Below are 13,138 nucleotides of genomic sequence, written 5' to 3'. Positions count from 1 at the left end.
GGCAGAAAAGCTCCTGACTGCTTCTATGCATGGCCAGATCCTCTTTCCCACCTAAAAAGAGGGGTTTTATGTCGGTTTTTTAATTGATATATATATTAGTTTCCTTTTTGTACTTCTACTACTTTATTTATGTTTGTTAAAGGTTTATATCCGTGTGCTTGGAATGCTTTTTCAAACTCTGCTGAAGTTGTATTACCATATAAGTCTTTAGTAGCTTGTACAATGTGAGATTGAAGTGACTCGAAATCTTCTGCTGAAGTTGCATAGTTTTGTAGAGCGCGCATAACGACTTTACTTACTTTGTTGTTTCCTTGTTTCTGAACAGATACACCGTTGTATGTTTTGCCTTCAGCTAATTGGTATAATACATGACTAATAATGCCTGAATTTACATGAGGTTCTTGATTATTTCCATCGTTATAAAAGTCTTGTAAATTTGTATATAGTTTACGTCCATGGTCACCGATTTCATTTGGAATATCTCGGGTCACTTCATCTAAACTGTCCCCCATTATCCAATTTCCCTTATCTTTTTTTACATAAATTTCAATCTGTGTACCCCAGAAATCGGCCAGTCCTTCGTTAAGGGCATCTGTTTCAGGATTTGGATATCTTACGACTTTGTTTTTTGTTGTACCACTAAATACAGCGTGTCCAAATTCGTGAGCTGTTACGTCCAAAGCAGATGTTAATTTTCCGTTTAGACCATCACCGAATACCATCTGATTCCAAGCTGGATGCCAAAATGCATTCACATAGTTTTCTTTAACGCCATCCTTCACATCAGCAGAATCAAATCCATGTACACTAGCAACGATTTTTGAATCTTTATTGTCATAGCTTTTTAAATTATGTTCTTTCTTAAAGTAATCGTAAATATTGCTCATATTTTTCATTACACCAGCTGCTTCTTTGTCTGTAAAATTAGCAGTGTTACTAGAGATAAGTGTACCTGGGTAACCAGCTTGACTTGTCCCATCCATTGCATCTGCATAATTTGCATTATAAATGTAAATACCATTTCCGCGAGATAGATCAGCTAAATAAAATTTTCCATCGGTTCCTTTTGCGATATGAAACGATACATTTTCTTGTAGTGCATTTATACCGGTTCCTTGTTCTTTAGCTGGAGATAACCGAGGAGCTGTTCCTTGATTAATAGATTTATGTTCTTTATTTTTAATAAATTTTTCTTGGAAGAGTACGTCACTATTTTTTAAATCAATGATTGCGTGACCGCTTATAATTTGAGCATCATTTTCATATGTAAATGTAATTACCTCTGCAAATGTATAATTTCCATCTTTTTTCGTATAAACGAAAGTTTCACTAGAAAATTCTTTTTCTACTGCATCATCTGGAATTTGAAGAGCATTACGTAATGTAGATTTCACTTCATTTTTCGACAAAAAATTTGTTATAGTAAGATTAGGGTGCTGTTCTAAATTTTGGGCTACTTTACCACTAACAGTTGTAATTACTCCATTTTTATCTACTTTAACAATGAGATCTTGACCGTATACTTTGTAATTTTTATATGTTTGTGCAAGACGTATTTCTGTTTGATTTTCTTTTGTTTCTTTGTTTGTAGGTTGAAAATCAACGTTTTTGTCAGTAGTAACTTGGTCTTGTTGTGCTTTGGCCCCGTTTACTTCACCTTTTAAGTATTTTTTTGCGATATTTTCTTTCGTATCATTTTGTGGTTCTGTTAACTTTCCGATTGTTAAACCGGGCTGAGCAATTTCAACTTTTACTTCCTCTTTATCAACTTCTTGGGCGTGAATCACTTCTGTGGATAAAGGGCAGAGAAGGCCAAAAGCAACAAAAGCACTAGCGATTTTTTTATAATTCATCTCTAACACTCCTAATCTTGTATTCATATGAGATGAATTGTATGAAAAATTTGCCGAATTATATATATATTATGCAATATTTCATATCAAAAATTGTCGGAAAGGCATTAATGTAGTGGTATGACAACTTAGAAAAAATTAGATTGCTGTAATGGGATGGTGAGCAAACATGCATGCAGAAAAGTTAGGAAGCGAAATAAAGAAGATTAGAATGATGAGGGGTTTAACGCAAAAACAGTTATCTGATAGTATATGTCATCAATCGGAAGTAAGTAGAATTGAATCAGGTGCAGTATATCCAAGTATGGATATACTACAAGGAATTGCAGCGAAATTACAAGTTCCCATAATTCATTTTTATGAAGTTCTCATTTATTCTGATATTGAAAGAAAGAAACAATTCAAGGATCATATTATATTATTGTGTAAGCAAAATAAGTATAAGGAAATTTATGATAAAGTTTGGACTGAATTAAAAAAGGATGAATATCATCCTGAATTTCAACAATTTCTTCATTGGCAGTACCATTTAGCAGCATATATGTTAAAAAAGATAAATTATGAATATTGTATTTTGGAATTAAAAAAATTATTGCATCAACAATTGGTAGGAATCGACATGTTTCAAAACTTGTACATAGAAAATACTATCGCTATTATTTATGCGGAGAATGGATATTTCAAAAAGAGTATTGAGTTATTTGAGGATATCTTGAAACAATTAGAATCCTTGCATAGCAATGAAGAGTTTGCTGTGAAGGTTAGATATAATCATGCTAAGGCATTATATAGAGATAATCAGTATGAGGAAGCACTTTACCAAGTTAAAAAGGCGATTGAAATCTCTTGCCAAATTAACAGTATGGTGTTGATTGGAGAACTATATTATCAAAAAGGTGAGTGTCTTGAAAAATTAAAATATGCAGAGGAAGAAATTCATGAGTCTTATGAAAAAGCGTGTTTCTTTTTCGATTTATTAGAATTACATGCCTATAAAGATGTACTTTTAAATAAAAAGATAAATAAATAATTAACTAAAATTGGATATGCATAATTGCATGCGATATAGATAAGTTTTAATGATATACTAAAATAAACAATATGAGGGGGATGGAATATGAAAAAATTACTTATTGGCAGCTTGTTGACGTTAGCGATGGCATGGGGTGTTTTTGCAGGAGGTACAGCTTTAGAAAAAAATCATGTAATCTCTGATAATAATCAAGAGGTACAATTAGCTTCTGACCTACCTTTTGTACACTAATTTCTGATTTATCTTTTAAATATTAAAAACAACCGTCTAAATTTAGACGGTTGTTTTTTGTTGAAGTAACATCCGGACATTTTTACTAGAAACAGGTTTACTAATTAAAAATCCTTGAATGTGGTCACAATTTTGATTATGTAAGAATGACCATTGTTCATGTGTTTCAACGCCTTCAGCAATAACATTCAGCTGTAGTTTTTTCGCCAATGTAATAATAGAAGAAATAATCGCTTCTTCTAGAGGACTATTTTTAATTTCACTAATGAATTCTTTTGCAATTTTTAATGTATTAATAGGATATTTTGTTAGATAAGATAAAGAACTATAGCCAGTTCCAAAGTCATCGATTGAAATTTGAATACCAAGTTTCTGAAGTTGTTCTAGTTTTTCGATGACAGATTGCTTTTTATTGATGGCAATGCTTTCTGTAATTTCAATGTCCAATGCTTCTGGAATTAATTCTGTTTCCTCTAATACTTTTGAAATAGTTGGAATGAGATCTGCATGATTAAATTGTACGACAGATAGATTCACACCAACTTTTAAATGAGTAAAACCTTGATTGTGCCATCTTTTCGCTTCTAAACAAGCGGTACGGAGAATCCAGTTTCCAAGCTCAATAATAAATCCTGTTTCCTCTGCTAGCGGGATGAATTGTGCTGGGGATACAGTACCGAGCTTTGGATGTTTCCAACGAATTAATGCTTCAAATCCAATGATTTGTTTTGTTTTCATATTGACTTGAGGCTGGTACTCAAGGAAAAATTCATTTTGTTGTAGCGCTTTAGAAAGCTCGCTTTCTAAAAAGTGTATTTCATTTTCGGCAATGCTCATTTCTTTTGAGAAGAAAATATATGTATTTTTTCCGCTTGCCTTTGCACGATACATAGCCATGTCTGCATGCTTCATTAATTCTGTAGCGTGAGTGCCATAATCGGGATACATTGCAATGCCAATACTTGGTGTAATAGAAAGTTCTTCATCTTGGATAAAGAATGGCTTGTTTAATACTGTTAATATTTGATCAGCTATAAAAGCGGCACTTTTCTCAGAATACATATCTGGTAGTAAAATTGTGAATTCGTCCCCGCCTTGACGTGCAACAATATCTTTTGAACGCAGACAACCTCTCAACCGTTTTGCTACTTCAATTAATAATAAATCCCCAACATCATGTCCTAGACGATCATTAATTTTTTTAAATCGGTCTAGATCAAGGAATAATACAGCAACATCGTTTAAATTCGTTTGTGCCTTCTCTAAAACAGAGCGTAAGTCCTTTTCGAATTTTCGACGATTTGGTAGTCCTGTAAGTGCGTCATGAAATGCTAAATGTTCGACTTGTTTTTGTTGCTCATATAAAGCTGTAATATCACGAGCAATACCAAACATCCCAACCACTTCTTTTTCAATTGAAATTGGAATGAGTGTAACCTGAAGATAATAGTAATAGCCTTCTTTTTTCTTTGTTCGTACTTCTAGTGTTTGGGGCCTACCTTCTTTTGTAATTTGTAATGCTCTATTTAGAAGTTCATGGTCTTGTGCATCAATAAAATGTAAAAGAGAATAGCTGGTTACTTCACAGTAGTAGGCTGTAAAGAGACTTTCACAAGCTTTATTCGAACTCTGGAAAATTCCATCCATATCTAGTGAAAATACAGCATCAGGATGATCCTCAAATAGCGATTTATATCTTTGCTCACTTTTAGAAAGAGCGAATGCTCCTTCTTCGACCTTACCTTCTAATTGTGTAGTCAACTTTTCATATGTATTAATTAGTTTTTGATTAGCTTTCCACATATATAATTGTCTTAAGAATAATAAGATAAGAGATAGTGCAAATCCAATTAACATAGGTTTTTTGTCTGCAAACTCTGAGATTATAAAGATAAAAGTTATGATTAGACTAAAGTACGGCAAAATAAATCGTATATAATCAAATGGATAATATTTCATCTTTGTTTCATGCTGAATTGGTTTATTAAATACATACAGTAGTGAGGATAAACCAATTGAGAGTATAGAAGCGGTATGGATGAAATAAGTAAATTCAGCAGAGATTTCTAAACCTCTATTTAGTTGGAAAATATAAATATATCCATAAATAAGTATAATAGAAAAACCGATAATTAACGCAATTCTACTAGAAGAATGCTGCTCTCTTCTATATAGGCTAATGACAGCATATATCATTAATGATTGCGCAATGAAGTACCCTGTTATAACCCACATTTCGTTTGTTATTTCGCTAAATCGTGAAATGTTGAGTACGATAGTAAGGATAAAATAGATATTCATAATAATGATAAATATGCTATCGAATAAAAACTGAGAAAGACTTTTAATAGAATAATTTTTTGTGAATGTTATTGCAAAACCAGTAAATAATAAAATGTATTGTATGATGAAAAAAGGAACTGCCTTGTATGAAAGTATAGATTGTTGATAAATAGAAAAAGACTGTAAAAATAAAGTGATTTCCATTATGGAACCGCATAAACATGTACATAAGATTAAGATCCAAAATAATTTTTCTCCACTTTTCATCTTGTGGATAGCTTTATACAAACAAGCGCAGGAGAAAATAGTAGCGAAGGAAAATAAGAAGATAATGCCAAACTCTTTTCCGCTCCAGCTCTTAGGAATAAACGTAATCCAAAGGAAAAATATAAGAACATACATGATAACAAAATTTATATACTTTCTGTGATTAATCATATTATTACTCCGTTTCAATAAAGTTGAATCTAAGGGGGAAATGCCAATTTAAATAATAGCATATAAAGTAAAGGTTTTGTCATTATAAAAACTACGTCTTCTTTTAACATAAAGCAGTGCAACACTACAATTTACCATTGTAACGTTGCGCTGCTTTTACGTTTTATTCTCCTTATAGAAGAGAGCCAAATTCTTTTGCTTACTCTCAATGTTATTTCATAAGTTGTCCTATAAGAAAAATGCTAGTATCGTCCCCATCCATTCTTTTCCTTTATCAACAATAGTGAGGGAGGTAACATCCTTCCTAGAAAGTAATGTAGATGCTTCTATATCCTTGTTAATTTCGTTTTTAATTTTCTTTATAAAGGTCTTATCATATAAGAGGCAATTTATTTCGTGATTGAGATACAAGCTTCTCATATCAACATTAGCTGTTCCGATATCGCAAATATGGTTATCTACCATGATGATCTTTGCATGAAAAAATCCTTTTTGAAATGAGTAAATATCGCAACCAGCTTGTATGAGTTTTCGGCAATATGGCAGCCGTGCCTCTCGAACGAGAGGATGATCGGCTTTATGAGGAACAAGAATGGTAACATGAACGCCTCGCTCTTTCGCTTGTAATAAGGCATCCATAATTTTTTTTCCGGGAATAAAATAAGGTGTTCCTATGTATAGTTCTTTCTTGGCACTCTCAATCAAGTTTAAGAATGTTTGTTGTAAGTAAGCGCCATCTGTTGGAATAAAACGGTGTAGCATGGTGCCTGGTTGTTGTTTTGGAAAATAAATCGCATTTTCTAGTAAATCTTGAGAAGTGTCATCGCGCCAGTCATGTAAAAATTGCTTTTGTAAATCTTGTACGCCTTCTCCAGTCAGGCGTAAATGATAATCGCGCCATAACCCTAATTTAGAATTGTGCCCTAAATACTCCTCACCGATATTGAAGCCGCCGATATAACCAATCTTCCCATCAATAATCGTAATTTTTCTATGATTTCTTTGATTCGCTGAAAAAAAGAGAAATGGTAATTTTACTTTGTGACAAAACGAAAAAGAGACACCGTTTTTTTGTAACGAGCGAATGGATTCTCTCGATAATTGATGACTCCCGATACGATCAAGGAGGAGACGTACTTCGACTCCTTGTTTTGCTTTGTTAATTAGTAATTGTAAAAAGGTTTGACTTATTTCATCGTTTTTAACAATAAAAAATAAAATATGGATATGGTGTTTTGCTTGTTTGATGTCATGAAATAAATCATCGTATAAGTTTGTTCCATATGTATAAAGTTGAAAGTCGCTTCGTCGTAATGGAAAAGCGCGAGGTTTTAGTCGCTTTAAATGAAGTATTCTTCCATACAAAAGGTCTATTATGAACCAAAGGACAAAACATATTAGTAAGAGAGATAAAAAGACCATTACTAAGCTCCTTCCCTCGTATTTATTTTCACTTTGCTAGTTGTGGATTGAAAGACCGTTACGAATTAAAGTTTCACTTTGTAGTTTCACCTAAATAAACAGCTTTATGAAAAAAATGTGTTGTTGTATAACAAAAAACTGTTGACTGAATGCTCACTCATTATATAATGGGAATAGGGGATATAATTCAGAAAATTTTATATTTTTGAAGATTCTAAAAGAAAGAGGGCTTACAAAGAGAGGGGTAGCATAAAATGAATAGCTTACTAATCGTAAATTGGCTAGCTGCCATTGCCGTTATTGCTTATGCGGGATATTTGTTTGTATATCTTATACGAACGAGGATGGCCTACATACAATTAGGAAAAAAAGTAGAATTTGACCGCCGCTTTAAAGAGAGATGGGATATTCTCAAGGTCAACGTTTTCGGTCAAAAAAAATTACTGAAAGACAAAAAAAGCGGTATCATGCACGTTATGTTTTTTTATGGATTTATTCTTGTCCAATTTGGAGCAATTGACTTCATTTGGAAAGGACTAGCACCAGGATCACATCTTCCACTTGGACCACTATACCCTGCATTTACATTCTTCCAGGAAATTATCACACTTATGATTTTAATCGCAGTTTTTTGGGCTTTTTATAGAAGATACGTTGAAAAACTTGTTCGTTTAAAACGTAATTTTAAATCAGGCCTTGTTCTTATTTTTATCGGAGGCTTAATGCTTTCTGTACTACTTGGTAACGGAATGGGCATTATATGGCATGGCGAGGAGCTTTCATGGAGCGAACCAATTGCTTCTGGAATCGCTTACGTTTTTTCAGGGATAAATGAAACCGTAGCTATTTCGGTATTCTATTTCTCTTGGTGGGTGCATTTACTTATTTTGGTAACATTTTTGGTTTATGTTCCACAATCAAAGCATGCACATTTAATCGCTGGACCGGTCAATGTGTTTTTTACACGCCTGTCTAATCCAGGAAAACTTGAAAAAATTGATTTTGAAGATGAAACACAAGAAACATTTGGTGTTGGAAAAATTGAAGACTTTAGACAGACACAACTTATTGATTTATACGCTTGTGTAGAATGTGGTCGCTGTACAAATATGTGCCCGGCAACTGGGACAGGCAAGATGTTGTCACCAATGGATTTAATTGTAAAGCTTCGCGATCATTTGACTGATAAGGGGGCAGCGGTGACATCAAAAGTACCATGGGTCCCGGCAGTTGCGTTTAACAATACGCAAGGAAATCAGCTAGCGATGATGGCAGCGGGGCAAGGACAACAAGAATCGGCAGCAGCACTTTCTTATGATCCAAGCTTAATTGGAGATGTCATTACAGAAGAAGAAATTTGGGCATGTACAACGTGCCGTAACTGTGAAGATCAGTGTCCAGTTATGAATGAACACGTTGACAAAGTCATTGATTTACGTCGTTATCTTGTTTTAACAGAAGGTAAGATGGATGCGGAAGCGCAGCGTGCCATGACAAATATTGAACGCCAAGGGAACCCGTGGGGGCTAAATCGTAAAGAGCGTGAAACATGGCGACAAGGCGATGATGAAGTAACGGTTCCGACTGTGAAAGAGAAAACAAAAGCTGGCGAAGAATTTGAATATTTATTCTGGGTTGGCTCAATGGGATCATATGATAATCGCAGTCAGAAAATTGCAATATCATTTGCGGAGCTGATGAATAAAGCAGGCATTTCGTTTGCGATTCTTGGTAACAAAGAGAAGAACTCCGGCGATACGCCGCGCCGCCTCGGAAATGAATTCGTGTTCCAAGAGATGGCGACGAAGAACATTGAGGAGTTTGAAAAAGCAGGTGTGAAGAAAATCGTTACGATTGATCCGCATGCTTATAACACGTTTAAAAATGAGTATCCAGACTTTGGCTTACAAGCAGAAGTCTATCACCATACAGAATTATTAGCACAGTGGGTGAAAGAAGGGCGTTTAACGCCAGTTCACCGAATTGAAGAAACAATTACGTATCATGATTCCTGCTATTTAGGAAGATACAACGAAGTATATGAGGCGCCGCGCAGCATTTTAAAAGCGATTCCAGGCGTAACTGTTGTTGAAATGGAGCGTAATCGCGAAACAGGTATGTGTTGTGGTGCAGGTGGCGGACTGATGTGGATGGAAGAAACAACAGGTTCACGTATTAACGTTGCACGCACAGAACAAGCACTTGCTGTGAAACCATCAATTATTGGTACGGGATGTCCGTATTGCTTAACAATGATTAGTGACGGTACGAAAGCAAAAGAAGTAGAAGAACAAGTTCAAACGCTTGATGTAACGGAGATTTTAGAACGATCTGTTATCGGGCCGAAGAAAGAAGCAATGTAACCATATGTAAGAATTCATACAACTTTAGATAGAGGTGCAAGATTTGCACCTCTTCTCAACGTAGCAATATCGAGCGGGCGCTCAGCGCCGAAAAAAGAAATGGGGGAAAGAAACTTGGTCAGAACAGTTATTTTAAGTGCTGCAAGAACACCGGTTGGAAAGTTTGGGGGATCTTTAAAGGATGTAAAAGCAACGGAACTTGGAGGAATTGCGATTAAAGCTGCGCTTGAACGAGCAGATGTTTCTGAGGGCGACGTTGAAGAAGTTATATTTGGAACGGTTATTCAAGGAGGACAGGGGCAAATTCCTTCGCGTCAAGCCGCGAGAGAAGCAGGACTTCCATGGGAGACGCGTACGGAAACTGTGAATAAAGTTTGTGCATCAGGCCTTCGTGCTGTGACGCTAGGCGATCAAATTATTCGCACTGGAGATCAAACGCTTATTGTAGCAGGCGGAATGGAATCGATGAGTAATAGTCCTTATATTTTGCGAGGCGCGCGCTGGGGATACCGGATGGGCCATAACGAAGTTGCCGATTTAAATATAATAGATGGCTTAACATGTTCATTTTCCGGCATACATATGGGTGTGTATGGTGGAGAAGTTGCGAAGGAAGATGGGATCTCTCGCGAAGCGCAAGATGAATGGGCGTATCGTAGTCATCAGCGTGCAATTGCTGCGCAGAAGGAAGGGCGATTTGAAGAGGAAATCGTACCTGTATCGGTACCGCAGCGAAAGGGAGACCCTATTGTTGTTGCCAAAGATGAAGCGCCGCGTGAAGATACAACGGTTGAAAGGTTAGCGAAATTAAAGCCTGTATTTGATAAAACGGCAGCAGTAACAGCTGGGAATGCGCCAGGACTAAATGATGGCGGAGCGGCACTCGTATTAATGAGCGAGGATAGAGCGCGGCAAGAAGGAAGAAAACCGCTAGCAACGATTTTAGGGCATACCGCGATTGCAGTAGAGGCGAAAGATTTCCCAAGAACACCAGGTTATGCGATTAACGAACTTTTGAAGAAAACTGGTAAAACAGTAGAAGATATTAATTTATTTGAGATTAATGAAGCTTTCGCAGCAGTTGCAATTGCCAGCGCAGAAATCGCAGGGATTGATCCTGAAAAGATCAATGTAAACGGCGGTGCAGTTGCGATGGGGCATCCAATTGGAGCAAGCGGTGCACGTATTATCGTTACGCTTATTCATGCGCTGAAGCAGCGCGGCGGCGGAATTGGAATCGCATCGATTTGTAGCGGCGGTGGCCAAGGCGATGCAATTATGATTGAGGTTCATTAATTAAAAGGGGGAGAAAACATGAGTGTACAAAAAATTGTTGTAATTGGTGCGGGGCAAATGGGATCAGGTATTGCACAAGTATGTGCAATGGCAGGTTATAACGTGTATATGCAAGATTTAAAGCAGGAGCAATTAGATAGAGGATTAGCTATTATTACAAAAAATTTAGCACGCCAAGTAGAGAAGGGCAGAATGGATGAAGCTTCTAAGGAAGCAACGTTAAATCGTCTTACAGCAACGATTGAATTGGATTGTGTAAAAGAGGCTGATTTAGTTATTGAGGCAGCTGTTGAGAAGATGGATATTAAAAAGAAAATTTTTGCGAATTTAGATGAAATTGCTCCAGAACATGCAATTTTGGCGACCAATACATCTTCTTTACCAATCACAGAAATAGCTGCGGTAACAAAACGTCCAGAGAAAGTGATTGGTATGCATTTTATGAATCCTGTTCCAGTTATGAAGCTTGTTGAAATTATTCGAGGGCTTGCAACAGATGATGTGGTATACGAAACAATTGAAGATATTACAAAGAAAATTGGTAAAGTACCTGTTGAAGTGAATGATTTCCCTGGCTTTGTATCCAACCGTATTTTATTACCGATGATCAATGAAGCGGTTTATACGTTATATGAAGGTGTGGCAACAAAAGAAGCGATTGATGAGGTGATGAAGCTTGGTATGAATCATCCAATGGGGCCATTAACATTAGCAGACTTTATCGGTTTAGATACGTGTTTATACATTATGGAAGTATTGCATGAAGGGCTAGGAGATAGTAAGTATCGTCCATGTCCGTTATTACGTAAATATGTAAATGCGGGTTGGTTAGGTAGAAAAACAGGTCGTGGCTTCTACGTATACGAATAGGAAACAAGGAAAGGTAGGTCTCCCTCTTTTTTTTACAAAGTAGTGGTCTTACCCGGTGATTGAAAAAAGATATATAGCAAATGGAGGCGGGGCATATGAATTTTCATTTTACAGAAGAACAGCAAATGATGAGAAAGATGGTTCGAGATTTTGCACAAAAGGAAATCGTTCCCTTTGTTCCAAATATGGAACAAGGGGTGTTTCCTAGAGAGATTTTAACGAAAATGGGTGAGCTTGGATTAATGGGGATTCCAGCACCAGCAAAATATGGTGGTGCGGAAATGGATTTTATTTCTTATATATTAGCTATTGAAGAGCTATCGAAGGTGAGTGCAACAATTGGTGTTATTTTGGCGGTACATACATCGGTTGGAACAAATCCAATTTTATATTTTGGAACAGAGGAACAAAAGCAGAAATATGTTTCTAAACTAGCAACGGGTGAATATTTAGGTGCATTCGCTTTAACGGAGCCGAGTGCAGGATCTGATGCAGGTAGCTTGAAGTCAAGAGCCGTAAAACAGGGCGATCATTATGTGATTAACGGATCAAAGGTTTTTATTACAAATGGAGGTGAGGCAGATACATATATCGTGTTTGCTTCTACAAATCCAGATGCAGGGAAAAGTGGGATTTCCGCGTTTATTGTGGAGAAAGATACACCAGGTTTAATCGTTGGAAAAGATGAGCATAAGATGGGGTTACTTGGTTCTCGTACTGTACAGCTTACATTTGAAGATATGAAGGTGCCAGCAGAAAATTTACTTGGTGAAGAAGGACAAGGTTTTAAGGTAGCGATGGCAAATTTAGACGTTGGTCGTATTGGCATTGGGGCACAGGCACTTGGAATTGCTGAAGCAGCGTTAACTTGTGCGGTGGATTATGCGAAGGAGCGTGAGCAATTTGGGAAGCCAATTGCCGCGCAGCAAGGACTTGGTTTTAAGTTAGCGGATATGGCGACAAGTGTAGAGGCTGCGAGGTTACTTGTATATAGGGCGGCATCGCTTAGAGCACAAGGGCTTCCGTGCGGAAAGGAAGCATCTATTGCGAAGTTATTTGCTTCTAAAACAGCGGTTGAGGTTGCGATTGAGGCAGTGCAAGTATTCGGTGGATACGGGTATACAAAAGATTATCCGGTTGAGAGATTTTTCCGAGATGCAAAAATTTGTGAAATTTATGAAGGAACGAGTGAAATACAAAGGCTTGTGATTAGCAGGGCTTTATAAAGCGAAACTTTAATTAGTTGAATCAATCGGGCTTTTACGGACAGTTGATCCGTTACCTGACTTCTTTGTTTTTGCTAAATTTTAAGGTGAGGGTCTTACTGATTGTTATTACGGGATAAAGGT

Annotated in this window: 9 protein-coding genes; 6 read left to right on the top strand and 3 right to left on the bottom strand. The window is 36.5% G+C overall.

What is annotated here, in order from left to right; all coding sequences use genetic code 11:
- Positions 1-95 precede the first annotated feature (95 nt).
- On the bottom strand, positions 96-1,853 hold the full coding sequence (locus tag ACIQ7L_RS12610; protein WP_400569530.1) for a M4 family metallopeptidase: 1,758 nt from the start codon (positions 1,851-1,853) through the stop codon (positions 96-98).
- Between the two features lie 169 nt (positions 1,854-2,022).
- Here ACIQ7L_RS12610 and ACIQ7L_RS12605 point away from each other — a divergent pair, with 169 nt between their 5' ends.
- Together ACIQ7L_RS12605 and ACIQ7L_RS12600 are read left to right on the top strand one after the other, a co-directional pair.
- Entirely contained in the window at positions 2,023-2,883 is an 861-nt protein-coding gene (locus ACIQ7L_RS12605) for a helix-turn-helix domain-containing protein (RefSeq protein ID WP_400569528.1), read from the top strand.
- An 87-nt stretch (positions 2,884-2,970) separates the two neighbouring features.
- A complete protein-coding gene (locus ACIQ7L_RS12600; protein ID WP_400569527.1) occupies positions 2,971-3,117 on the top strand; it encodes a quorum-sensing peptide PapR in 147 nt (48 codons plus the stop codon).
- Between the two features lie 42 nt (positions 3,118-3,159).
- Here ACIQ7L_RS12600 and ACIQ7L_RS12595 read toward each other — a convergent pair whose 3' ends face one another.
- Both ACIQ7L_RS12595 and cls read right to left on the bottom strand, forming a co-directional pair.
- Positions 3,160-5,838, bottom strand: a complete 2,679-nt coding sequence (locus tag ACIQ7L_RS12595) for a DUF4084 domain-containing protein (protein ID WP_400569525.1) — start codon at positions 5,836-5,838, stop codon at positions 3,160-3,162.
- 228 nt (positions 5,839-6,066) lie between these two features.
- On the bottom strand, positions 6,067-7,260 hold the full coding sequence (gene cls, locus ACIQ7L_RS12590; protein WP_400569523.1) for a cardiolipin synthase: 1,194 nt from the start codon (positions 7,258-7,260) through the stop codon (positions 6,067-6,069).
- 254 nt (positions 7,261-7,514) lie between these two features.
- Between cls and ACIQ7L_RS12585 the strand changes: the two genes are divergently transcribed.
- The 4 genes from ACIQ7L_RS12585 (at position 7,515) to ACIQ7L_RS12570 (ending at position 13,015) form a co-directional block, all read left to right on the top strand.
- Positions 7,515-9,623, top strand: coding sequence for a (Fe-S)-binding protein (locus ACIQ7L_RS12585; protein WP_400569521.1), 2,109 nt, complete (start codon positions 7,515-7,517; stop codon positions 9,621-9,623).
- 12 nt (positions 9,624-9,635) lie between these two features.
- On the top strand, positions 9,636-10,919 hold the full coding sequence (locus tag ACIQ7L_RS12580) for an acetyl-CoA C-acetyltransferase (protein ID WP_400569755.1): 1,284 nt from the start codon (positions 9,636-9,638) through the stop codon (positions 10,917-10,919).
- Positions 10,920-10,937: 18 nt separating this feature from the next.
- Positions 10,938-11,789, top strand: a complete 852-nt coding sequence (locus ACIQ7L_RS12575) for a 3-hydroxybutyryl-CoA dehydrogenase (protein WP_400569520.1) — start codon at positions 10,938-10,940, stop codon at positions 11,787-11,789.
- Between the two features lie 95 nt (positions 11,790-11,884).
- Positions 11,885-13,015 carry an acyl-CoA dehydrogenase gene (locus ACIQ7L_RS12570; RefSeq protein WP_400569518.1) on the top strand — a complete coding sequence of 377 codons (1,131 nt, stop codon included), beginning with the start codon at positions 11,885-11,887 and terminating at the stop codon, positions 13,013-13,015.
- Positions 13,016-13,138: the final 123 nt, after the last annotated feature.

The organism is Bacillus sp. NPDC094106, from assembly GCF_044764345.1.
Taxonomy (GTDB): Bacteria; Bacillota; Bacilli; order Bacillales; family Bacillaceae_G; genus Bacillus_A.
The sequence above is the reverse complement of the archived record's forward strand: the minus strand, read 5'-3'. Positions and strand labels throughout refer to the sequence as shown.